The organism is Pseudenemella bisphenolivorans, assembly GCF_051133435.1.
Lineage (GTDB): Bacteria > Actinomycetota > Actinomycetes > Propionibacteriales > Propionibacteriaceae > JAAYAO01.
In genome coordinates this window covers 143,434-165,337 of record NZ_JBPGNY010000006.1, presented here as the reverse complement: position 1 = coordinate 165,337, position 21,904 = coordinate 143,434, and the positions used below count along the sequence as shown (strand labels likewise).

General features: G+C 67.9%; 21 protein-coding genes and 1 tRNA gene. 10 read left to right on the top strand and 12 right to left on the bottom strand.

Going from position 1 to position 21,904, the window contains the following annotated elements; all coding sequences use genetic code 11:
- Nucleotides 1-78: 78 nt before the first annotated feature.
- Nucleotides 79-2,001, top strand: a complete 1,923-nt coding sequence (locus tag ACR4XW_RS14810) for a penicillin-binding transpeptidase domain-containing protein (protein ID WP_434761414.1) — start codon at nt 79-81, stop codon at nt 1,999-2,001.
- 9 nt (nt 2,002-2,010) lie between these two features.
- On the opposite strand, the gene ACR4XW_RS14805 is transcribed toward ACR4XW_RS14810, so the two are convergent.
- Nucleotides 2,011-2,087 (bottom strand) — tRNA-Arg (locus ACR4XW_RS14805).
- A gap of 318 nt (nt 2,088-2,405) precedes the next feature.
- Here ACR4XW_RS14805 and ACR4XW_RS14800 point away from each other — a divergent pair.
- From ACR4XW_RS14800 to ettA, 5 genes are all read left to right on the top strand, one after another.
- Nucleotides 2,406-3,845 (top strand): PrsW family intramembrane metalloprotease, encoded by a 1,440-nt coding sequence (locus ACR4XW_RS14800; RefSeq protein ID WP_434761339.1) that lies wholly within the window; start codon nt 2,406-2,408, stop codon nt 3,843-3,845.
- Nucleotides 3,846-3,858: 13 nt separating this feature from the next.
- A complete protein-coding gene (locus ACR4XW_RS14795) occupies nt 3,859-5,784 on the top strand; it encodes a dynamin family protein (protein WP_434761338.1) in 1,926 nt (641 codons plus the stop codon).
- Nucleotides 5,784-7,481 (top strand): GTPase, encoded by a 1,698-nt coding sequence (locus tag ACR4XW_RS14790; RefSeq protein WP_434761337.1) that lies wholly within the window; start codon nt 5,784-5,786, stop codon nt 7,479-7,481. The genes ACR4XW_RS14795 and ACR4XW_RS14790 overlap by 1 nt, the downstream gene beginning before the upstream one ends.
- A gap of 141 nt (nt 7,482-7,622) precedes the next feature.
- Nucleotides 7,623-8,114, top strand: a complete 492-nt coding sequence (locus ACR4XW_RS14785) for a single-stranded DNA-binding protein (protein ID WP_434761336.1) — start codon at nt 7,623-7,625, stop codon at nt 8,112-8,114.
- A gap of 278 nt (nt 8,115-8,392) precedes the next feature.
- Complete coding sequence (gene ettA, locus ACR4XW_RS14780) at nt 8,393-10,075, top strand: energy-dependent translational throttle protein EttA (RefSeq protein WP_434761335.1); 1,683 nt, start codon at nt 8,393-8,395, stop codon at nt 10,073-10,075.
- Nucleotides 10,076-10,151: 76 nt separating this feature from the next.
- Here ettA and ACR4XW_RS14775 read toward each other — a convergent pair whose 3' ends face one another.
- Nucleotides 10,152-10,373: a helix-turn-helix domain-containing protein gene (locus ACR4XW_RS14775; RefSeq protein ID WP_434761334.1), complete on the bottom strand. Its 222-nt coding sequence runs from the start codon at nt 10,371-10,373 to the stop codon at nt 10,152-10,154.
- Nucleotides 10,373-10,984: a DUF2975 domain-containing protein gene (locus ACR4XW_RS14770; protein WP_434761333.1), complete on the bottom strand. Its 612-nt coding sequence runs from the start codon at nt 10,982-10,984 to the stop codon at nt 10,373-10,375. Before ACR4XW_RS14770 ends, ACR4XW_RS14775 begins: the two co-directional genes overlap by 1 nt.
- Before the next feature lie 137 nt (nt 10,985-11,121).
- On the opposite strand from ACR4XW_RS14770, the gene ACR4XW_RS14765 reads away from it, so the two are divergent.
- Nucleotides 11,122-11,904 carry an alpha/beta fold hydrolase gene (locus tag ACR4XW_RS14765; protein WP_434761332.1) on the top strand — a complete coding sequence of 261 codons (783 nt, stop codon included), beginning with the start codon at nt 11,122-11,124 and terminating at the stop codon, nt 11,902-11,904.
- Nucleotides 11,905-11,974: 70 nt separating this feature from the next.
- On the opposite strand, the gene ACR4XW_RS14760 is transcribed toward ACR4XW_RS14765, so the two are convergent.
- Nucleotides 11,975-12,316, bottom strand: coding sequence for a non-heme iron oxygenase ferredoxin subunit (locus tag ACR4XW_RS14760; protein WP_434761331.1), 342 nt, complete (start codon nt 12,314-12,316; stop codon nt 11,975-11,977).
- A 10-nt stretch (nt 12,317-12,326) separates the two neighbouring features.
- A complete protein-coding gene (locus ACR4XW_RS14755; RefSeq protein WP_434761330.1) occupies nt 12,327-12,797 on the bottom strand; it encodes a MarR family winged helix-turn-helix transcriptional regulator in 471 nt (156 codons plus the stop codon).
- 129 nt (nt 12,798-12,926) lie between these two features.
- Here ACR4XW_RS14755 and ACR4XW_RS14750 point away from each other — a divergent pair, with 129 nt between their 5' ends.
- Nucleotides 12,927-14,762 (top strand): AMP-dependent synthetase/ligase, encoded by a 1,836-nt coding sequence (locus ACR4XW_RS14750; protein WP_434761329.1) that lies wholly within the window; start codon nt 12,927-12,929, stop codon nt 14,760-14,762.
- Between the two features lie 54 nt (nt 14,763-14,816).
- Here ACR4XW_RS14750 and ACR4XW_RS14745 read toward each other — a convergent pair whose 3' ends face one another.
- From ACR4XW_RS14745 to pyrR, 6 genes are read right to left on the bottom strand one after another with little or no spacing between them, the layout of a single operon-like run.
- Entirely contained in the window at nt 14,817-15,533 is a 717-nt protein-coding gene (locus ACR4XW_RS14745; RefSeq protein ID WP_434761328.1) for an HAD family hydrolase, read from the bottom strand.
- Entirely contained in the window at nt 15,526-16,377 is an 852-nt protein-coding gene (locus ACR4XW_RS14740; RefSeq protein WP_434761327.1) for an acyl-CoA thioesterase, read from the bottom strand. Before ACR4XW_RS14740 ends, ACR4XW_RS14745 begins: the two co-directional genes overlap by 8 nt.
- A gap of 6 nt (nt 16,378-16,383) precedes the next feature.
- Nucleotides 16,384-16,782, bottom strand: coding sequence for a globin (locus ACR4XW_RS14735; protein ID WP_434761326.1), 399 nt, complete (start codon nt 16,780-16,782; stop codon nt 16,384-16,386).
- On the bottom strand, nt 16,779-18,062 hold the full coding sequence (locus ACR4XW_RS14730) for a dihydroorotase (protein WP_434761325.1): 1,284 nt from the start codon (nt 18,060-18,062) through the stop codon (nt 16,779-16,781). The genes ACR4XW_RS14735 and ACR4XW_RS14730 overlap by 4 nt, the downstream gene beginning before the upstream one ends.
- Nucleotides 18,059-19,006 carry an aspartate carbamoyltransferase catalytic subunit gene (locus ACR4XW_RS14725; protein WP_434761324.1) on the bottom strand — a complete coding sequence of 316 codons (948 nt, stop codon included), beginning with the start codon at nt 19,004-19,006 and terminating at the stop codon, nt 18,059-18,061. Before ACR4XW_RS14725 ends, ACR4XW_RS14730 begins: the two co-directional genes overlap by 4 nt.
- A complete protein-coding gene (gene pyrR / locus ACR4XW_RS14720) occupies nt 19,006-19,554 on the bottom strand; it encodes a bifunctional pyr operon transcriptional regulator/uracil phosphoribosyltransferase PyrR (RefSeq protein ID WP_434761323.1) in 549 nt (182 codons plus the stop codon). The genes ACR4XW_RS14725 and pyrR overlap by 1 nt, the downstream gene beginning before the upstream one ends.
- 68 nt (nt 19,555-19,622) lie before the next feature.
- Here pyrR and ACR4XW_RS14715 point away from each other — a divergent pair, with 68 nt between their 5' ends.
- On the top strand, nt 19,623-19,907 hold the full coding sequence (locus ACR4XW_RS14715) for a hypothetical protein (protein ID WP_434761322.1): 285 nt from the start codon (nt 19,623-19,625) through the stop codon (nt 19,905-19,907).
- Nucleotides 19,894-20,292, top strand: coding sequence for a DUF5130 family protein (locus tag ACR4XW_RS14710; RefSeq protein WP_434761321.1), 399 nt, complete (start codon nt 19,894-19,896; stop codon nt 20,290-20,292). Before ACR4XW_RS14715 ends, ACR4XW_RS14710 begins: the two co-directional genes overlap by 14 nt.
- A gap of 481 nt (nt 20,293-20,773) precedes the next feature.
- On the opposite strand, the gene ACR4XW_RS14705 is transcribed toward ACR4XW_RS14710, so the two are convergent.
- Nucleotides 20,774-21,904 carry a Nif3-like dinuclear metal center hexameric protein gene (locus ACR4XW_RS14705; RefSeq protein ID WP_434761320.1) on the bottom strand — a complete coding sequence of 377 codons (1,131 nt, stop codon included), beginning with the start codon at nt 21,902-21,904 and terminating at the stop codon, nt 20,774-20,776.

Here is a 21,904-nt window from a genome sequence, read left to right as displayed (position 1 = left end):
CTCGCATGAAATGTCGATCCGACCCACCCGAGTGTGCTGCGGTGTGCACCATGCCGGCTCGGTCATACTTGCCGGGTGATGAAGCGGATCGCGATGGTGTTGGCCCTGGTGATGGTGATCGGGCTGGCCGCGTGCACCGAAACGCCGTCCCGTCCGCCGGTGTGGCCGACCGCGCAATCGGTGGCCGAGGCACTCAGCGCCGGTGACCTCTCCGAGGTGGCCGGGCCACCCGGGGTGGATCTGCAGGCCGAATGGGACACCATCATGTCCGGCATGGACGGGATCGTGCCGACCGTCACCCCCGACACCCCGACGCTGAGCGATGACGAGCAGGTGGCCACCGTCCCGTTGTCGATCGAGTGGCCCTTCGAATCCGACCACTGGGCCTACAACACCACCGCCACCTTCCGTCTGGTCGACGACACCTGGCAGTTGCAATGGACCCCCGCGCTGATCCATCCGAAACTGACCAACGGCACCCGGTTGGTGCATCAGTACCTGTCGGCCGATCGGGCCAACATCATCGGACGCGGCGCCGAGCCGCTGGTGATGAGCCGCGAGGTGCTCGAGGTCGGCATCGACAAACAACAACTCGGTGGCGCCGATGCCACCGCCTCGGCCAGGAAACTGGCCCAATTGCTGAAGATCGATGTCAACAACTACGTCGCCAAGGTGAAGGCTGCCGGCCCGATCGCGTTCGTCGAGGCGCTCGTGGTGCGGGGCGGGTCACCGGCGGCGCTGCCCAAGGAGATGTCGGCCATCCCGGGTGCCCGGGCGATCCCGTCGGAGCGGATCCTGGCCCCGTCGCGCACCTTCGCCCAAGGCCTGCTGGGCGGTGTCGCCCCGGTGACCGAGGAGGACGTGAAGAAATCGGGGGGACGGATCAACCCCGGCGACGTGACCGGGGCTTCGGGCTTGCAGGCCCGCTACAACGAACAACTCCGCGGCGAACCGGGCGACCGAGTGGTGCTGGTCGACCGCATACCCGAATCGGCATCACCTTCGCCGAGTACCACCCCGTCACCGCAAACCCCGTCCCCGACCCCGCAGCCGGAGAAGAAGACCTGGGAGGAACTGTTCCGCACCCGGCCCAGCCCCGGGCAGCCGCTGCGGGTGACCCTCGATCTGAATCTGCAGATGAAGGCCGAGAAGTTGCTGGCCGGAGTGAAACCGTCGGCCTCGATCGTGGTGGTCGACAAGCAGACGGGCGCGATTCTGGTCGCGGCCAACAGCCCCGCCGATGGGGCCAACCCGAACGCCAGCTTCGGCCGGTATGCCCCCGGGTCGACCTTCAAACCCGTCACTGCCTTGGCTCTGGTGCGCAAGAAGGGGTACACCGCGAACACGACCGTGAGCTGCACCTCGACCTACACCGTCGACGGACGAATGTTCAAGAACTACGCCGACTTCCCCTCCGGCGCGACCGGACGCACCAGCATGGCCGGGGCAATGGCGACCTCGTGCAACACGGCCTTCATCGCCGAACACCACAAGATCACCCCCAAGGACCTGAGGGAGGCTGCCGCCAGCCTGGGCGTGGGTACCGACTACGACGCCGGGTTCCCGGTCTTCTACGGGTCGGTTCCGGACCCGGTCAACCAGGTGGGCAAGGCCGAATCGCTGATCGGACAGGGCCTGGTCGAATCCTCCCCGGTGGCGATGGCGGGCATGGTCGCCTCGATCGGATCGGGTAAGACGGTCATCCCGTACTTGGTGGAGGGTCAGCAGCCCAAACCATCGGGCAAGCCGCTCACCGCGGCCGAGGCGGCCGAACTGCAGAAGATGATGAAGGCCGTGGTCGACAACGGCACCGGCAGCCGCCTGCGCAGCGTGCTGTTGGCCGGCAAGACCGGCACCGCCGAATACGGCACCGACAACCCGCCGAAGACCCATGCCTGGATGGTCGGGTGGAATCAGCAGGTCGCGATCGTTGTTTTCGTCCACGACGGCAAGTCCGGCTCGGGAACCGCCGGTCCGCTGGTCAAGGCGATGCTGGAGTGACCGGTGCTGTGGCACCCCTGCCCCGACTCGAACGGGGGACCGGCGGATTAGAAGGCCGCTGCTCTATCCAACTGAGCTACAGGGGCAAGCGCGCCCGGCTACGCCGGGCACGACCGAAGAATTATCCCATGACCCACAACCAACCAAAATCCTCGCCACGATGGGGACGGGGTCACCCTGGCTTGGGTCCAGCAGTGGAGTACTGACTCGGCGAGCCGGGAGGGAAGACCACGCCGGCAACCGCACCGTGCCGACCGTCCGGGTACCAAAACCTCCAACTCAGACGCCGAAAACCACGGTTCCGACCCGATTCGCCCGTCCTGAGTTGGGGGTTTGCGTACCCCAACCGCCTCACACCGCCTCGATCGGGCGCGACGCCCTCACCGGCAGGTACCCTGAAACTCATGGCCACCGACCCCGACACCCGAGCGCGCCGCAAATCCGGGCTGCCGCCGAAGCCGAATCCCGGCGTGTCCTGGCCCGAGCGGCTGATCAAGACCCCGTTCACCTGGGTGTCGGTCGGGCTCGTGGTGACCTACATCGTGCTGTTGGTGCTGCTGTACAACCAGGTCGTCCACGACCGCGAGGTTGCCGGCGGGGTGCTGCCCGGCATGGGTGCCGAAGCCTGGGACAAGGGCGCCGCCTGGGGTCTGATCAGCCTGATCCCGTTCGCTCTGGCCTTCATCCTGTCCGACCGTTGGCGTCCGCAACGGCTGTGGATCTGGCTGCTCGCGCTGGGCTGGGGCGCCTGCGTGGCCACCTTCTTGTCGATGCAGATCAACACCTGGGCCGCCGGCAACCTCAGCATCGAGGGCAGCGGCGACCCGGCCACCGCCTCCCGGGCGGCGATCTTCGTCGCCCCCTTCGTGGAGGAAGCCACCAAGGGTTCGGTGCTGTTCCTGCTGGCGATCCTGCTGCGATACCGCTGGGTGTCCCGACTCAGCGCAGTGTCCCTGGCCGGGCTGAGCGCGATCGGCTTCGCCTACGTCGAGAACATCCTCTACTACGGCCGCGCCTACCGGTACGCCGCCGAAACCTACGGGGTGGCGTCCCCGGACGAAGCCCTGCGTCAGATCTTCTTCCTGCGTGGGGTGATGACCCCCTTCGCCCACCCGCTGTTCACGATCATGATCGGCATCGGACTGGGTCTCGCGCTGCGCACCAAGAGCAAAACCGTCCGCATTCTGGCCCCACTGGTCGGCTTCCTGGCCGCCGCCTTCCTGCACATGTCCTTCAACGCCACGGCAACCCTGGTGCAGGGCCCGGTGCTGCTGATGATGTGGGTCACCGCGCTGCTGCTGGTGGTGCGCCTGGCGGTGATGGTGGTCCGTGAGGTCAACAAGCAGGGACGGCTGGTGCACTACCGCCTCACCGAATACGTCCAGATGGGCTGGCTGGAACCCGGCGACCCCGACAGTGTCTCCGGTCTGCGCAAGCGGATCCGCGCCCTGTGGTACGCCATCTGGCACCCGGTGCGGAACCTGCCCCCGACGATCGCCTGGCACAGCACCCTCAGCGAACTGGCCTACCTGCGCGACGCCATGGTGCGCGGCCTGGTCGACCAGGCAGGCTGGCAGCGGGAACGCGAACTACTGGAACAGGCCCGCGCCCTGCGTGGTTCCGGAGCGATCATTACCCCGGAAGGAAAGCCGGATTACCCGTGGCGTGTGCTGCGTCGTCGCGGTGGCCTGAAACAATGGTCGACACCGCAGCAGTGGGCACCTCCCACCGGAGCCCCGGCATCGACCCCACAGGTCACCGCCGGCACCCCGGGAAGTGCGCCACTGGGGCATTCGTCGAAACAGTACTCGGCGGTCGACCCGACATGGGGGCCGCCACAGTAGTAGGGAGGCGCAGGTGGTCGAGAGCCTGGAAGAAGCACTCACCCGTTTGCGCTCCGCCATCGACGACGTGCGGCTACCGCTGCCGTTGCCCGGTGCCGAGCACGCCCAACGCATCGCCCAACAGATGCGCAACCAACTCGACGACTACGTCCTGCCGCGCCTGGCAACCCTGAACGCCCCGTTGCTGGTGGTCGTCGGCGGGTCCACCGGTGCCGGAAAATCCACCCTGGTCAACTCCCTGGTCGGACGGCGGGTCACCACCCCCGGCGTGATCCGCCCCACCACCAGATCACCGGTGTTGGTGCACCACCCCGCCGACGAGCAGTGGTTCAGCGCCGACCGGATCCTGCCCGGCCTGGCCCGCACCGCCACCGAGGCGCACGACTCGTCCACCCTGCGGCTGGTACCCGAACCGTCGCTGCCGCAGGGCATCGCGATTCTGGACACCCCCGACGTCGATTCGGTGGTGGCCGAGAACCGGGCCCTGGCCGCGCAGATGCTGGCCGCGGCCGACCTGTGGCTGTTCGTGACCAGTGCCGCCCGCTACGCCGATGCGGTGCCCTGGGAGTTCCTGCACGAAGCCGCCGCCCGCAGCGCGATGGTCGCGGTCGTGCTCGACCGGGTGCCCCCGGCCGGGATGAACGAGATTCCCGCCCACCTGGGCCAGTTGATGACCGAACGCGGCCTGGGGGAGTCGCCGCTGTTCGCGGTACCCGAAACCACCACCGACGAGGACGGGCTGTTGCCCGATGCGGCGGTCTCTCCGATCCGGGGCTGGCTGGCCGGCCTGGCCGCCGACCGCAGCACCCGCGAGGAAGTGATCCGGCGCACCCTGGACGGTGCGATCGGGGCGCTGGCCGAGCACGCCGTCCCGCTGGCCCAACAGGTCGACGACCAGGTGCACACCGTCGTACAGCTCAGCGAGGAGGCCGACGCGTCCTATGCCGAGGCGGTACGCACCATCGCGGTGCAATCGGCCGACGGCACCCTGCTGCGCGGTGAGGTGCTGGCCCGCTGGCACGAGTTCGTCGGCACCGGCGAGGTGCTGCGGGTCGTGGAGGAGAAGATCAGCTGGCTGCGTGACCGGCTCACCTCGTGGATCCGCGGTCGGCCACCGGGCACCGATGACCTCGAGGTGGCGGTCGAATCCGGCCTCGAAGCACTGATCCGGGACGAGGGGGAGGCCGCCGCCGAACGGGTCGAACGCTCCTGGCACGCCCACGTCGCCGGTCGACAGTTGCTCGACCGCTCCCCGGTCGACCTGGGACGGGCCTCCCCGCACTACTACTCCGGCGTGGCCACCACGATCCGCGACTGGCAGCGGTCGGTACTCGAACTGGTCGCCGGTGAGGGCATGAAACGCCGCTCCCGGGCCCGGTTCGCCGCCCTCGGGGTGAACGCGGTCGGTGTGGCGCTGATGATCTTCATCTTCTCCCAAACCGGAGGTCTGGTCGGTGCCGAGGTCGGCGTGGCCGGCGGCACCGCGGTACTGGCCCAGCGCTTGTTGGAGGCGATCTTCGGTGACGACGCCGTCCGGCGGCTGGCCAAGACCGCCAAGGAGGACCTCGACAACCGCATCGAGGCCCTGATGGCCGGCGAGTTGCTGCGCTACCACGAACGCCTCAGCGAACTGGGCCTCGACACCTCGGCCGGGGATCGGATTCGCGCCGCCGCGGCCGCGGTGGCCAGGGCCCGCGAAGGTGGGCCGTTGATGGTGGGCTCGGGCGGCACTGCCGAACTCGGGGCCGCCGAACAGCCCGCCATCGGTGGGGCACGTCCCGCTCTGCCCGGGGTGAACACCGCCGGAGTGCAGGCCCCGATTCTGGAAGGTGAGTTGTTGCCGCAATCCCAACACGCCGAACCCCAGCTTGCTGAGCCCCAACATGCCCAGCCGCAACCTGCCGAATGGTCCGAGCAATCCGAACGGGACGTGCGCTGATGGCCCGCACGACAAGCCCGTCGCTACCCGAACGCACTCGTGCGCTGGCCGAGGCGGCCGACCTCTCACGCGGACGAGCCCCCGACGCGGCGGTGGAGGAGGCCGAACGGGTGGTGGCCCAGGCCGACCACCGGCTCGCCTTCTCGGGTGAAGCGACCGTGGTGGCGCTCGGTGGGGCCACCGGGTCGGGCAAATCCAGCCTGTTCAATGCCCTCACCGGCACCGAACTGTCCTCGGTCAGCATGCGCCGTCCCACCACCTCGACCACCACCGCCGCGGTCTTCGGATCCGAGCCGACCACCGATCTGCTCGACTGGCTGGACGTGCGCACCCGCCACCAACTCAGCGGTGATGACCCGACCCTGGCCCTGCCCGCGCCGAAACGCCGGCTGGCCTTGCCCGGACGAGCCGGGCCACCCGCCCCGTCGCTGGACGGGCTGGTGTTGCTGGACCTGCCCGACCACGACTCCACCGAGGCCGCGCACCGGCTAGAGGTCGACCGGATGGTGCAACTGGTCGACGCGGTGGCCTGGGTGCTCGACCCGCAGAAGTACGCCGATGCGGCTCTGCACGAGAACTACCTGATCCCGATGGCCCGCCATGCCGGGGTGATGCTGGTGGTGCTGAACCAGATCGACCGGTTGAGCGAGGCCGAACTCGAACGCTGCCTGACCGACCTGCGCCGGCTACTGGACGCCGAAGGTCTGGCCGAGGTGGAGATCCACGCGACCTCGGCGCGTACCGGGGCCGGAGTCGGCGAACTGCGCGCCCGACTGGCCGAACTGGTCACCGCGAAGGCCGCGGCCGCGAACCGGCTCGCCGCCGACGTGCGGGCGGCTGCCGATGATTTGGCCGGCGCCACCGCTGCCGGCCCGCAGACCGAACTGGCCGACACCGATCGCAAACGGCTGATCGGCGCCCTGGCCGAGGCCGCCCGGGTGCCTGCGGTGGTGGACGCGGTCGACAGTGCCTGGCGCCAGCGCGGCGCCCAAGCCACCGGCTGGCCGGTACTGGCCTGGATCGGACGATTCAAGCCCGACCCGTTGCGCCGACTGCACCTCGACCGGCTGCGCAAGGGCGTCGGCGGCGCGGTGGAACGCAAGGAGATCGACCCCTCCCGGGTGGGCCGCACCTCGTTGCCGGCCGCTTCGGGGGTGCAATCGGCCCGGGTCGAGACCGCGGTGCGCGAGATCACCCGCAGCAGCGCCGAGGCGATGCCGCGCGGCTGGTCGATGGCGGTTGCCCAAGCCGGACGCTCCCATCTGCCCGAGTTGCCCGATCGACTCGACCGGGCCGTGGCCACCACCGATCTGGGGATGGATCGCAAACATCGCTGGTGGTCGGCGGTGCGGGTGGTGCAGTGGCTGGTGCTGCTCACCGCCCTGGTCGGACTGATCTGGTTGGGGGTGGCTTTCCTGCTGCTCTACCTGCAGATGCCGCCGCTGCCCGAGGTGTTGTGGTGGGGTGTGCCGGCTCCGACGGTGCTCGCCGTCGGCGGTGTGTTGGCCGGGTTGTTACTGGCACTGTTCTCCCGCGTCGGGGTGGTGGTCGGGGCGAAACGTGCTGCGCACCGGGCCCGCCGGGCGCTGTACCTGTCGATCGCCGACGTGGCCAACGATCTGGTGCTGATGCCGATCGAAACCGAACTCGACCGGCATCGGGACGCCCGCGAAGCCGCCCTGCGCGCCGCAGCCTGAGGGGCGCAGCCACGGGCACGTGGACGACGACTTTCCACAGCTCGAATTCGCCTCGAAGCACTCTCCACAATTTCGTTTCGCCGAGGGAACTCACCGATCCGGGTGCCCACTGTGTTGGGTAAGCAGAAAGGAGGCCCCCGGATGGAGCCCCAGATCACGATCACCGGCAATCTCGGCAATGAGGTCGACCACCGCACGGTGAGCGACCACCTGAACCTGGCCACGTTCCGGTTGGCGAACACCCCACGGGTGATGCGCAACGGCAACTGGTTCGACCAACCCACCACGTGGCTGACCGTGCAGTGCTGGCGACAACTCGCCGACAACGTGCGCGATTCCCTGCGCAAGGGCGACCCGGTCGTGGTGCACGGCAAGTTGCGCACCGCGACCTGGACCTCGAAGGAGGGCGAGGAACGCGAGCAGTTGCACATCGAGGCGTACTCGGTCGGCCACGACCTCACCCGCGGCACCGTCGAAGGGTTCCGCCGCAATGAGAAGGCCGCCAAGGCCCAGGCCGAGCGCGACGAGGCCTCCCGACAGGCGCTCGAGGACGCCGAAGGTTTCGAGGTGGCAGACGCCGAGGTAGCAGGTGCGGCGGCCGAGCCGATCGATTCCGAGGAGGCGGCTGCCTGAGTGAGCGCTGCGGCGTGGCAGGGGTCGGCTGACGTTTCCGGTCCGGGTGCGGGCGTCCGTTGCATGGCACGCGGCGGCTACGCACCCAGGACGTTTCCGGGTTCGGGCGTGGGTCGTCCCCTGCAATGGCCGTGGTTGGACCCCTGTGGGGCCGGGCGGTCCCGTCCGCGTGACCGGGCGGTTCCACCCGGTCGGCGATGCGAGGTGATTTGCGGTTCGGGTAGGTTGGGTGCCGCCTGTGTCCGGGCACCCCACGATCACGCACTGAAGGTTGGTTCATGGCTGAGTTCATCTACACGATGCACAACGTCCGCAAGGCGATCGGCGACAAGGTCATTCTCGACAACGTCACCCTGTCGTTCTTCGAAGGCGCGAAGATCGGCGTCGTCGGCCCCAACGGTGCCGGTAAGTCCACCATGCTCAAGGTGATGGCCGGTCTGGAGACCCCCAACAACGGTGAGGCGATGCTCGCCAAGGGCAAGTCGGTGGGCATCCTGCTGCAGGAGCCGCCGCTGACCGAGGACAAGACCGTGCTGGAGAACGTCCAGGAAGCGGCCGCCGAAACCAAGGCCATGCTGGACCGGTTCAACGAGGTCTCCGAGGCCATGGCCGACCCGGACGCGGACTTCGACGCCCTGCTGGAGGAGATGGGCAACCTCCAGACCGAACTCGACCACCGCAACGCCTGGGACCTCGACTCCCAGCTCGATCAGGCGATGGACGCGCTGCGCTGCCCGCCGCCGGACACCCCGGTCAGCGTGTTGTCGGGTGGTGAGCGCCGTCGGGTGGCGCTGTGCAAGCTGCTGTTGCAACAGCCCGACCTGCTGCTGCTCGACGAGCCCACCAACCACCTGGATGCCGAGTCGGTGAACTGGCTCGAAGGCCACCTGAAGACCTACCCGGGTGCCGTCCTGGCGATCACCCACGACCGGTACTTCCTGGACAACGTCGCCGAGTGGATCTGTGAGATCGACCGCGGCCGGCTGCACCCCTACGAGGGCAACTACTCCACCTACCTGGAGACCAAGCGCAAGCGGTTGACCATCGAGGGCCAGAAGGACGCCAAGCGCGCCAAGATCCTGGAACGCGAGCTCGACTGGGTGCGATCCAGCCCGAAGGCCCGTCAGGCCAAGAACAAGGCCCGTCTGGCCCGCTACGAAGAACTCGCCGCCGAGGCCGAGCGCAACCGCAAGATGGACACCGCCGAGATCAACATCCCGCCCGGCCCGCGCTTGGGCACCGATGTGCTGCAGGCGGTCGACCTGACCAAGGGCTTCGGCGACCGAGTGCTGATGGACAAGCTCTCGTTCACCCTGCCGCGCTCGGGCATCGTCGGCGTGATCGGCCCCAACGGTGTCGGCAAGTCGACCCTGTTCAAGATGATCGTCGGCGAGGAGACCCCCGACTCCGGCGAACTGAAGGTCGGCTCCACCGTGTCGATCTCCTACGTCGACCAGGGCCGTGGCGGTCTGGACCCGAACAAGAACGTGTGGGAGGTCGTCTCCGACGGTCTGGACCACATCAAGGTCGCCAACTTCGAGGTGCCCTCGCGCGCCTACGTCGCGTCCTTCGGGTTCAAGGGCCCCGACCAGCAGAAGCCCACCGGCGTGCTGTCCGGCGGTGAGCGCAACCGACTGAACCTCGCCCTCACCCTGAAGATGGGCGGCAACCTGCTGCTGCTCGACGAACCGACCAACGACCTGGACGTGGAGACCCTGCAGTCGCTGGAAGACGCGCTGCTGGAGTTCCCGGGCTGTGCCGTGGTGATCTCCCACGACCGCTGGTTCCTTGACCGGGTGGCGACCCACATCCTGGCCTGGGAGGGCACCGAAGAGGATCAGGCCCAGTGGTTCTGGTTCGAGGGCAACTTCGCCGACTACGAGAAGAACAAGATCGACCGGCTCGGCGAGGAAGCGGCCCGTCCGCACCGCGCCACCCACCGCCGCCTCACCCGCGACTGAACCGCACCGACTGCTGAGAGTCGGCCGCGTCCGACGAGGGCCGCCACCGGATGTACTCGGTGGCGGCCCTCGTCGGTCATGGCTCGATGCTGAACACATCTCCCGGCGAGCACTCCAGCGCCTCGCACAGGGCGGTCAGGGTGGTGAACCGGACGGCCTTGGCCCGGTTGTTCTTCAGGATCGACAGGTTCACCGGGGTCACCCCGACCTGCTCGGCCAACGCCGTCAGCGTCATCGACCGGGCCTCGAGCAACTCGTCGAGGTGACACACGACCCGGTGCGGCTCGTCGGCGCCCATCAGATCACGCCCTCTGCGTCTTCCTCCAACCGCACCCCGCGCTGGAAAACCTCGGCCACCACGGTCAGCAACACTCCGAATCCGACCACCAGCAGTGAGCCATACGACAACTGCGCCAGCCACATCACACCGTGGGCCGGCACCACCTCACCCAGCAGAATCGGATTGATCAGACCGTTGTAGAACATCCACACGATGGCCCCGGCCATCACCACCACGCCCGCGACCCGCAACCGGGTGACGTTCTCGGCCCGGAACGGGGTGCCGTCCTGAACCGAGCGCAGCAGCCGTCCGAGCAGATACAGCACCCACCACACCACCGCGGTGAGCAGCACTCCGCGGCCCAGGTGCGCCAGCCAGGCGGTGGTCGAGGCCTGAGCGATCTCGACGGTGAGGGTGCTCTCCCAGACCCGCGCACCCGACAGCGGGGTGGTCAGATCCATGCCGTGGGGGAGCATCACCGACGTGACCAGAGTGCTGCCCCGGATCCACTGCACCAGCGGCCGGATAATCGTGAGCACCGGCAGGGTGATGGCCACCAGCGCCATCAGCAGATAGCTCCAACCGAAATCCGACTGGCTGAAGGCCGGTATCCGCAAGCGTTTGGGCATCGGGGTCTCCTCACTGGGGCTCATATCGAAAAACGATAACAATGAATCTCGATATGCGCAACGACTTTCGATATGCCCGGGTCCGACACTCGACGGAGGTGCTCCGAGCCCCCAGGGGCGCGTGACATCCTTGGGGTATGACTCTCACGATGCATCGTTTCGGCCCGGCGACCGGTCTTCCCGTGGTGCTGCTGCACGGCTTTCCGCTGGATTTCCGGATGTGGGAAGCGGTGATCGCCGAGTTGCCCGGGGTGCCGGTGATCGCGGTCAATGCCCCCGGTTTCGGTGGCTCGGGCATCCCCGAGGGTGAGCCCTCTCTCGATGCCTATGCCGAACTGCTGGCCGCAGGCTTGGCCGAGGAGAGCGTCACCCGGGCGGTCGTGGTGGGCCTATCGATGGGTGGGTATGCCGCGATGGCGCTGGCCGAATCGCATCCGGACCTGGTTGCCGGGATCGGCCTGCTCGACACCAAGGCCGGGGCCGACCCCGAGGAGGCGAAGCAGAACCGGTTGGCGATCGCCGATGCCGCCGAGGGGGAGGACGGCGCCGATGCGGTCGCGCCGATGGTCAATGCCGTGCTCGGTGCCACCACCCACGCCGAGCGTCCCGAGGTGGTCGAGGTGTTGCGCGCATGGCTGGCCGAGGCCCCGCCGGCCGGCATTGCCTGGGGGCAGCGGGCGATGGCGGCCCGGCCCGACCGGCATGCGGTGCTCGAGAAGCTGGACGTGCCCGCCCTGGTGTTGCGTGGCGACGAGGACGACATGTCACCTGCCGAGGACGCCCAGCGGATGGCCGATGCCCTCGGCAAGGATGCCGAGCTGATCACCGTCCCGCGAGCCGGGCACATGTCGGCGATCGAAACCCCCTATGCGGTCGCGGTCGCGATCCGCCGACTGCACGAACACGTCGACTCCGACTGAGCCACCCAACAGCCGTGGGGGGAGCGGCGCTTGCTCGCGCCCTCAAGAGGTTCGACCGCAGGCAGCAGTGTCAGTCGTTCTCGGTGACCGGTTCGCCCACGTGCAGCCAGAGTTCGTCCCCGCGCACCTCGACCCGGTGGGTGTCCACCGGGACATTGGCCGGCAGGGTTTGCGGCTTTCCGCTGCGCAGGCAGAACTCCGAGCCGTGCAGGGGGCATTCCACCAAGCCGTTCTCGATCCATCCCTCGGACAGTTTGGCCGCCCCGTGGCTGCACAGGTCGGTCATCGCCCAGACGCCGTCGGAGTGGAATACCGCGATGTCGTCCTCGGTGCCGGCGTCGTCGGCGTCGACCACCAACACCTCGTCCTCGGGTAGTTCGCTGAGCAATCCGACGAGGATTGGTTCGGCCATGGTGTCCCTTCTAGGTCTCGTCCTCGGTGCCGACTGCCAGCACCGCTTCGAAGGCGCGACCCAGGGCTTTGAAGTCCTCCGGGTCGACGGCCTCGACAAGGATACGTCGCACCGACTCGACATGGTCCGGGGCCGCAGAACTGAGCAGCTCAAAGCCCTTGTCGGTCAACTGTGCCCACACCCCGCGTCGGTCGTTGGGGCACGACTGGCGAATCACCAGGCCGGCCTTCTCCATCCGGGCCACGGTGTGGGTCAGCCGCGAGCGCGATTGGTGCACGCTGTCGGCGAGCTCCGACATCCGCATCCGACGGTCGGGGGATTCCTCCAGGCAGACCAGGATCTCGTATTCACCCAGGTCGATACCGTAGGGTCTGAGATCCGCGTCCAAACGTTCACTGACCCGGGCGGACCCGAGCAGGTAGGTTCGCCAGATCTGCTGCTGCTCCTGGGACAGCCATCGAGCCTGGATACGTTCGGTCATACGACGACTTTACCGGACAACTGTTTAGTGTTCAACCGTTTCCCCGCCGATCTTTTCCCCGAACCCCTGCCGGAATCACGCGGATCCCACTAGGATTCGTCCGGAATCTTGCATAAGGAGAGAGCCACTATGACCCGGACCCTTGACCAAATGATGGCTGACAGCGCCCCGTCGGTGGGTGAGATGCTGCGCCGTCGGGCGGCCGAGTCGGCAAGTCGGGAAGCACTCAAGTACCGGGGACCGGACGGCTCCTGGCAGTCGTTCACCTGGGGTGAGGTCGAGAACTACGCCCGCGAGATGGCCGCCGGCCTGATCGCCCTGGGCGTCGAGCACGAAGACCGGGTCGCGATCGCGTCCAACACCCGGATGGAGTGGATCATCGCCGACCTCGCCGTGATGTGCGCCGCCGCGGCCACCACCACGGTGTACCCGACCACCAAGGGCGAGGACGTCGCCTTCATCCTCTCCGATGCGAAGGTGAAGGTCGCGATCGTCGAGAACGCCGAGCAGAGCGACAAGATGATCGCCCAGCGCGAGCACCACAATGTGCACGCCATCGTGCAGATGGACGGCAGCCACGACAACGAGATGGTGCACACCTGGGAGGGCCTGCGCGAACTGGGTCGGGCCCACCTGATGGACCACCCCGATGCGGTGGACGAGGCGATCGACTCCACCCACCACGACTCGCTGTCGACGCTGATCTACACCTCCGGCACCACCGGACGCCCCAAGGGTGTGCGGCTGAACCACAGTGTGTGGGCCTACGAGGCGATCGGGGTCGAGGAACTCGGCATCATCACCCAGGACGATGTGCACTTCCTGTGGCTGCCGCTGTCGCACGTGTTCGGCAAGTGCCTGATCACGGTCTGGGTGTCCTCGGGCATGCTCACCGCGGTGGACGGGGACCTGACCCGCATCGTCCAGGGTCTCGGCGAGGTCAAGCCCACGATCATGGCCGGCGCCCCCCGGATCTTCGAGAAGGTCCGCAACACCGTGATGATCGGCAACGCCACCGGCATCAAGTCGGTGATCGCCCGCAAGGCCTTCTCGGTCGGTATGAAGACGATTCCGTACCGGGTCGCGGGCAAGAAGGTGCCACCCCTGCTGGCCGCGCAGTACGCGGTGGCCGACAAGCTGGTGTTCAGCAAGCTGAAGGCCAAGATGGGTGGCCGGGTGAAGTTCTTCGTCTCCGGCTCGGCCAAGCTCAACGCCCAGGTGCAGCGCTGGTTCTGGGCCGCCGGGATCAACCTGATCGAGGGCTACGGCCTCACCGAGACCGGCGCGATCACCTTCGTCAACGACTACCGCAAGCCCGCCCTGGGCACCGTCGGCCCCGTGCTGCCCGGTACCGAGGCCAAGATCGCCGACGACGGCGAGATCCTGGTGCGTGGGCCCGGTGTCACCAGCGGCTACGAGAACATGGCCGAGGCCACCGAGGAATCGTTCAGCGACGGCTGGTTCCACACCGGTGACATCGGTGAGCTGGACGAACAGGGCAACCTGCGGATCACCGACCGCAAGAAGGACCTGATCAAGACCTCCGGCGGCAAGTTCGTCGCCCCGCAGAAGGTCGAGGGTGCGCTGCTGGCGAACTGCCCCTACATCTCCCAGGCCGTGGTCACCGGTGAGGGCCGCAAGTACATCTCCGCACTGGTCGTGCTCGACCCGGATTCGATCGCCGGCTGGGGCAACTCCAAGGGTTACGAGGGCATGCCCTACAGCGAACTCACCCAGCTCGAGCACACCCGCCGGATGTTGAACCACTACGTCGAGCGGGCCAACGAGCGGTTGGAGCGGTGGGAGACGGTGAAGAAGTTCACCGTGCTCAACCACGAACTGACCGTGGACGACGACGAGGTCACCCCGAGCATGAAGATCCGCCGCGGCGCGGTGGAGAAGAAGTACAGCGACCTGATCGAGCAGATGTACGACAAGGCCGAGGCCAACGGCGACGGCAACTGACCGGACGTCCGGCGGCCGGGGTGATGAGATCCCCGGCCGCGGCCACCGGCCGGCTCAGCCGAAGAGGCTGATCACCTGGTCGGGTTCGGTGAGGGTCGCCTCAGGGGTGACGTCGACCTCGACGATCTGATCCGGCGGCAGACCCTCGTGCGGGAACCACCACCCCTGCATGCCGGCACGCTGGGCGCCGAAGACGTCCTCGTAGCGACGATCACCGAGATAGGCGCATTCGGACGGCTCCAGATCCAACTGCTCGGCCGCGTACTCGAAAATCTTCGGATGCGGCTTGGCCCAGTCCAGGTCGCTGCTGTACACCTGCACGTCCAGCAGATCGCTGACCTGGTCGCGGGCGAACCAGTCCTCGTGCCACTCCCGTGGCCAGATGGTGTTCGACAACACCGCGATCTTCACCCCGCGGGAGCGCAGGTGCTCCCACACACTCGGCCAGGCCGGATGGGTGAAGGTGTGCGGCTCCCAGAAGGTGCGGTAGGCCTCGATCCCGGCCAGGGTGGCGGCGTCGTAATCCTCCCCGGGCCGGACGATGCCGACGGTCTCGAAAATCTCACGCAGATGCCCCGACGAATGATCGTCGTGCACCCGACGCCACAGGCTGCTCTCGGCCGACAACAGGGAGGCGGCCAGGTCGTTGAGGGAACAGGCCATCGTGCCGTAGGCCTCGGCGAAGGTGGTCCACTGGGCGCGGTAATCCACCTGATGCCAGGGGGTGATCGTGCCGCCCCAGTCCAGAATCAGGGCTTTCAGCTCAGTCATCGGTCTCCACTCGGTAGGGGTCCAGGCCGTTGCGCACGACCTCGGGCAGCGGAACGGGACGACCCGACAGATCGGTGCACACCAACACCGTACGGGCCGCGGCGTAGACCGTGCCGTTCTCGTCGCGCAGTTCCGCGGCCAGGGTCATCGAGCTGTTGCCCAGCTTCGGCACCACGGTCACACAGTCGTAGGGCTGATGGCGGAAGGGCAACTGGGTGATGTAGTCGATGTCCTGGCGCACCACCATCCACAGCCGCTGGCCCTTCTCGGCGAAGGCCCCGCGGTTGACCGACTTCAGGGTGCGCATCCGGGCTTCCTGGATGTAGTCGTAGAACATCGCGTTGTTCACATGACCGTAGGCGTCCAGATCCGACCAGCGCACCCGGATCGGGCTGTGATGGCCCTCATCGCCCCACCGGGGCCGGGGCACGTCGCGCAACTCCACCACCGGATCGAGATCGCGGCGGAAGACCTCGCGTTCGGCATCGGTGAGCCGGCGCACCCGTCCGGTGTTGATGTCGAAGGGGGCCAGGTAGGTGCGGGCCCGGGCGCACAGCTCACCGTCGTCCCACAGCTCGTAGCCCAGCGAGAACTTCGCCCCGCCGAGGGTTTCCACCGACACCAGGGCGCGTACCGGCTCCTCGCTGAAATCGATCGGACGCAGGAACTCCAGCTCGGTGCGCACCACCAGCACGCCGTTACCCAGCATGTGGTTGTTCTCGCTGTGTTCCAGGTAGTCCACGCGGGCTTCCTGGAGGTAGTCGACGAAGCGGGCGTTGTTCACATGAACCTGGGCGTCCAGGTCACCCCAGCGCTTGGGGATGTCACATTCGAATCGGGGCACGGCACCTCACAGTTGAAAACCAAGTCGTTGAACAGGCTCCCCCGAGTTGATCATGGCGGTGGCGGCCCGTTCGAAGTATTCCCACATTTCGCGCTCGTGGCGCTCGTCCAGGTCGAGGGCGTCGACGGCCTTGCGCATGTGCCGCAGCCAGGTGTCGCGGGCGGCGATGGTCACCGGAAAAGGTGCATGCCGCATCCGCAACCGGGGGTGGCCGCGTTCGAGCTGGTACTGCGGTGGACCACCGAAGTACTGCTCCAGGAACATCCGCAGTCGGCGTTCGGCCGGGGCGAGATCCTCCTCGGGGTACATCGCCCGGAACTCCGGATCGCTCGCCACGCCCTCGTAGAAGACCCGGGTCAGCTTGGCGAAGGTTTCGTGCCCGCCGACCTCCTCGTAGAAGCTCACGATGCCTCCCTGCGGTAAGTCGGTTTGCCGGCCCAGATCGTGAGCTCGACCGGGTCGGGCAGGTCCAGCCCGTGCCAGGGGTTGTTGCGCGACAGGGACGCCGAGGCATCCCGGTCGACCACCGCGCGGCGTTTCGGGTCGACCAGCACCAGGTTCGCCGGTTCACCCACCGCGATCGGACGACCCTGGTCGGCCAGCCGGGCGATCCGGGCCGGGGTGAAGCTCATCACCTCGGCCACCCGGGCCCAATCGAGAGTGCCCTCGTCGACGAAGAGGTCGATCACCACCGCCAGGGCGGTTTCCAGCCCGAGCATCCCGAAGGCGGCATCACCGAAGGCATGTTCCTTGTCGTGGCGGGCGTGCGGGGCGTGGTCGGTGGCCACGCAGTCGATCGTCCCGTCGATCAGCGCCTCGCGCAGGGCGGCGATGTGTTCGGCCGAACGCAGCGGGGGATTGACCTTCCAGACCGGGTCGTAGTCGGCCAGTCGCTCCACCCCCAGGTAGAGGTGGTGCGGGGTCACCTCGGCGGTGACCTGCACCCCGCGCTGCTTCGCCGCGCGCACCACCGCAACCCCTTCGGCGCTGGTCAGGTGGCAGACGTGATAGCGGGCCCCGGTCAGGGCGGCCAACTCCACATCGCGGGCCACGATCACCGATTCGGCGGCCGGCGGCCATCCGGTCAGGCCCAGGCGTCCCGATTCGGGGCCCTCGTGACAGCAGGCCCCGGTGCCGGCCAGGGACGAGTCCTGGGCATGCTGGGCCAGTACCGCGTCCAGTCGGCGGGCGTACTCCAAGGCGCGGCGCATCACCAACGCGTCCTGCACGCACTTGCCGTCGTCGGAAAACATCCGCAGGCCGGGATGGTGTTCGTCCGCTTCGGCCATCAACCCGAGTTCGGCCAGTTCGGCACCGGCCAGCCCCTTGGTGATCGCCCCGACCGGCTGCACCTGGCAGCTCGCCTCCCGGGCCGCGATTGCGGCGACGTGGGCGGCCGCCTCGGCGGTGTCGGTGACCGGGTTGGTGTTGGCCATCGCGCACACCGCGGTGAACCCGCCACGGGCCGCGGCCCGGGTGCCGGTGGCGATCGTCTCGGCGTCCTCACGGCCGGGTTCGCGCAGGTGCACGTGGATGTCGACCAGGCCCGGCAGCAGCACCTTGCCGGCCGCGTCGATGCGTTCGACATCGGCGGGTGCCTCGGCCGGGTCGGCGAACACCCCGTCACGGACGAAGACGTCCTCGCGTCGGCCGTCGTACAGTTCAGCTCCCGAGATCAGGATCACTGCAAGCCCTCCTCATCGGCACCGCCCAGCAGGTGGTACAGCACACTCATTCGTACCGCGACCCCCGCGGCTACCTGATCCAACACCAACGACGAGGCCGCATCGGCGGCGTCGGCGGAAATCTCCAACCCGCGAACCATCGGCCCCGGATGGCAGATGGCCGAGCCCGGACGCATCCGGGCCAGCCGGTCGCGGGTCAACCCGAAACCGATCGTGTATTCGCGCGGGGTGGGGAAGAACCCGCCGGCCATCCGTTCCCGCTGCACCCGCAACATCATCGCCACATCGACCTGATCGATCACCTCGTCCAGCTCACCGGTGACCTCCACCCCCCAGGTCTCCACGCCGGCGGGCAGCAGGGTCGGCGGGGCGACCAGGATCACCCGGGTGCCGAGCAGCCGGTGCAACAACACATTCGAGCGAGCCACCCGCGAATGGGTGATGTCGCCGACGATCGCGATCGTCTTGGTCGACCAGTCGACCTCGTCCTCGCCGGCGGCCCGGAAGTGGCGGCGCATCGTGAACGCGTCCAACAGGGCCTGGGTGGGGTGCTCGTGGGTACCGTCCCCGGCATTGACCACGTGGGCGTCCACCCAACCGGCGACCTGCTGCGGCGCCCCGGAGGCCATGTGCCGGATCACCAGCGCATCGACCCCCATCGCCGCCACCGTCTTCACCGTGTCGCGCAAGGATTCTCCCTTCGACACCGAGGAGCCCTTGGCCGACACGTTGATCACATCGGCCGACAGCCACTTACCGGCGATCTCGAAGGACGAGCGGGTGCGGGTGGAATCCTCGAAGAAGAGGTTGACCACCGTGCGTCCGCGCAGGGCGGGCAGTTTCTTGACCGCCCGGGTCTGCACATCGGACATCTCCTCGGCGGTGTCCAGCAGGGCATCGACCTGTTCGGTGGTGAGGTCCGCGGTCGACAGCAGGTGCCGCATCAGTTCTCCTCATCGGGTCGGGTGATGATCACTTCACTGACGTCGTCGTGTTCGGCCAACCGCACCGTGACCCGTTCCCTCAACGAGGTGGGCAGGTTCTTGCCGACGTGGTCGGCGCGCACCGGCAGTTGGCGGTGGCCCCGGTCGACCAGTACCACCAGCCGCACGGCCTTCGGCCGGCCCAGGTCTTTGAGGGCGTCGAGGGCGGCGGCGACGGTGCGTCCGGAGAACAGCACATCGTCGACCAGCACCACCACCCGGCCGTCCACCGCACAGGGCAGGTTGGTGCGGCCGACCTTGCGGGTGGGGTTTCGGCGCAGATCGTCACGGTACAAGGTGATGTCGAGGGTGCCGACCGGGATCTCGCTGCCCTCGACCTGGCTCATCGCCGCGCCCAGCCGTTTGGCCAGCGGCACCCCGCGGGTGGGAATGCCGAGCAGCAGCACATCGTTGCCGCCATGGTTCGCCTCGAGCACCTCGTGGGCCATCCGGGTGACCGCCCGGTTGATTTCCCCGTCGTCCAGAACTACGCGCGGCTCGGCGACCATCGACTCTCCTCTCACCTCCGCTTGGGATCGGCCCCCAAGCAGCGGCCATGTGCACTACGGTAGGACCCGTGAGTGACCTCGTGAGCATGCTAGTGCCCCTGCAGACATTGCCGGGGTGGAACAACGTCGAGAGCCCGTCGGTGCTGTGGATCTTGTTGCTGGCACTGGGCATCCCGTTGGCATTCGGACTGCTGGTGACCGTGGTCACCATGGGGCCGTCCTGGGCGCGAGCCGGCCGCGGTGAGGCCGAACTGGACGAAGCGATCTGGTTGGGTGCCGGTGCCGAACCGAAGGCGCTGCCGACCGGGGGCGAGAAGATGACCGTGGTAGGAGGCGCAAGTGACCGGTGGTGAGATTCTGAACGCCAACGATCGAGAGGCGATCGAGGACGCGTTGGCGCAGGCCCGTGAGGTCAGCGGCTACACCTTCAACGTCAGCCTCGACCGAATCATCGAGGACCCGCGGACTCGTGCGGTGGCCCTGCACGCGGCCACCGTTGACCCGGACAACACCGTGTTGATCGCGGTCGACCCGGTCGGGCGCAGCCTGGAGATCGTCACCGGCGCGGCCACCCAGCGCACCCTGCAGGATTCGGAGTGCAAGTTCGCCGCCGCCACGATGGTGACCAGCTTCCGCCACGGTGACCTGGCCGGTGGCCTGGTGCAGGGCATCGGCCAGTTGGCCGAAGCGGCCCGTTCGCTGCGGGTGCTGCACGCCCGCGACGTCGCCGAACTCTGATCGTCAACAACCGCGACGCCCCGAGCCGATGACGGCCGGGGCGTTCGTGATTTCCGGGCGTTTGGTTGCTGGGCGCGGGATCTTCGAGCGTGGTTTCCGGGTCGTGCTCGGACCGGCGCGGATAACACGTATCCGGTCGACTGGCCGGCGGGGTAGGGGACCCTTGCTGCTGCAAAGCGCCTGATTTCGGGTCGGAAAGCTGTCTGCGTGGATGCCTCGCCGAGATCGGGCCGCTTGCAGCAGCACGCCGGAAGAAGTACCCGGCTTCCGGTATCCCGGAGGCAGGTTCGGCGACCCACAGCTGCCAGGTCCGGACGAGTCCGGGCCCGGGGTACCAAAACAGGCAACTCACCCTGCGGATTCGGCCGGAACCGGGGTTTCGGTGGGGGTGAGTTGGGGGTTTTGGTACCCGGGTCGGGGTGAGTTGGGGTGTGGGCTCGCACTCCCCAGCTCGAGGACGGACAGCTCGGGCCCGGCCCGCTCAGCCCAGCCGAAGCAGCCAGGGGTCGGTGTTCAACTCCGAGACGGTGACCTCCGGGGCCGGATCGAGACCACGCAGCTTCTCGGCCAGCCTGGGCAGCCACAACCATTCGGCGGCCCAATGCGCGATATCGATCAGGGCCGGGCCGCCCTCGATCAGAAACTCCGAAGCCGGATGGTGGCGCAGGTCGGAGGTGATGTAAACGTCCACGTCCAGCGCTCGGGCCCGATCCAACAGCGAATCACCGGCCCCCGGCAGCAGGGCGATCCGCCGCACGGTTCGGTCGGGGTTGCCCGCCGGTTCACCCAGCCGCACCCCGCCGCTGGTGGCGGGCAGAACCGCAGCCAGTCGCTCACCCAGTTCGCGCAAGGTGATCGGCTCGGCCACGGTGCCGACCCGACCCAGACCGGTGCTGACCGGCAATCCGGTGTCGGCGTCGGTGAAGTGAAAGGCGGGTTCCTCGTAGGGGTGAGCCTCGCGCAGCGCGGCCAGCACCGCCGAGCGGCGGCCGGCCGGCAGCACCAGTTCGACCCGGGCCTCGGTCACCTGCTCGACCTTGCCGCGTTCCCCGAGGAAGGGATTCGCCCCGTCGAGGGGACGGAAACTGCCGGTGCCCTCGGTCGCCCAATGGCAACGGTCGTACTCACCGACCCGTCCGGCCCCGGCCTCGGCCAGCGCATCGACCACCACGCCGAGATGATCGGCCGGCACGAATACCACCAGGTTCAACATCCGATCGGCCTCGGCGGCCACCAGCGGGCTGCGCTCACCCAGCTCCAACGCATCGGCGAGGGCCTCGGCCACCCCGTCAGCGGCACAGTCGGCATTGGTGTGGCCCGACCACAGCGCCACCCGGTTGCGGATCAACTCGCTGACCATCCGGCCCTTGGCGGTGTCGGAGGTAACGGTGTGCACCCCGCGCAGCATCAGCGGATGGTGCGCCACGATCAGGTCGGCGCGGGCATCGATCGCCTCGGCGATCACCTCCGGGGTGACGTCGACGGTGCACCACACCCGCTCCACCCGGTCGGCCCGGTCGCCGACGGTCAGGCCCACCCGATCCCACGACTCGGCGGTACCCAGCGGGTACCAGCGTTCGAGGTGAGCCACCAGGTCACCAACGGTGTGCAT

Excerpts from the sequence above, each read along its gene's own strand:
- ACR4XW_RS14760 (WP_434761331.1), bottom strand. The coding sequence starts at position 12,316 with ATGGCCGAACCAATCCTCGTCGGATTGCTCAGCGAACTACCCGAGGAC.
- ACR4XW_RS14800 (WP_434761339.1), top strand. The coding sequence starts at position 2,406 with ATGGCCACCGACCCCGACACCCGAGCGCGCCGCAAATCCGGGCTGCCG.
- ACR4XW_RS14765 (WP_434761332.1), top strand. The coding sequence starts at position 11,122 with ATGACTCTCACGATGCATCGTTTCGGCCCGGCGACCGGTCTTCCCGTG.
- ettA (WP_434761335.1), top strand. The coding sequence starts at position 8,393 with ATGGCTGAGTTCATCTACACGATGCACAACGTCCGCAAGGCGATCGGC.
- ACR4XW_RS14705 (WP_434761320.1), bottom strand. The coding sequence starts at position 21,904 with ATGCACACCGTTGGTGACCTGGTGGCTCACCTCGAACGCTGGTACCCG.
- ACR4XW_RS14775 (WP_434761334.1), bottom strand. The coding sequence starts at position 10,373 with ATGGGCGCCGACGAGCCGCACCGGGTCGTGTGTCACCTCGACGAGTTG.
- ACR4XW_RS14785 (WP_434761336.1), top strand. The coding sequence starts at position 7,623 with ATGGAGCCCCAGATCACGATCACCGGCAATCTCGGCAATGAGGTCGAC.
- ACR4XW_RS14790 (WP_434761337.1), top strand. The coding sequence starts at position 5,784 with ATGGCCCGCACGACAAGCCCGTCGCTACCCGAACGCACTCGTGCGCTG.
- ACR4XW_RS14725 (WP_434761324.1), bottom strand. The coding sequence starts at position 19,006 with ATGCGGCACCTGCTGTCGACCGCGGACCTCACCACCGAACAGGTCGAT.
- pyrR (WP_434761323.1), bottom strand. The coding sequence starts at position 19,554 with ATGGTCGCCGAGCCGCGCGTAGTTCTGGACGACGGGGAAATCAACCGG.
- ACR4XW_RS14745 (WP_434761328.1), bottom strand. The coding sequence starts at position 15,533 with ATGACTGAGCTGAAAGCCCTGATTCTGGACTGGGGCGGCACGATCACC.
- ACR4XW_RS14750 (WP_434761329.1), top strand. The coding sequence starts at position 12,927 with ATGACCCGGACCCTTGACCAAATGATGGCTGACAGCGCCCCGTCGGTG.
- ACR4XW_RS14770 (WP_434761333.1), bottom strand. The coding sequence starts at position 10,984 with ATGCCCAAACGCTTGCGGATACCGGCCTTCAGCCAGTCGGATTTCGGT.
- ACR4XW_RS14755 (WP_434761330.1), bottom strand. The coding sequence starts at position 12,797 with ATGACCGAACGTATCCAGGCTCGATGGCTGTCCCAGGAGCAGCAGCAG.
- ACR4XW_RS14810 (WP_434761414.1), top strand. The coding sequence starts at position 79 with ATGAAGCGGATCGCGATGGTGTTGGCCCTGGTGATGGTGATCGGGCTG.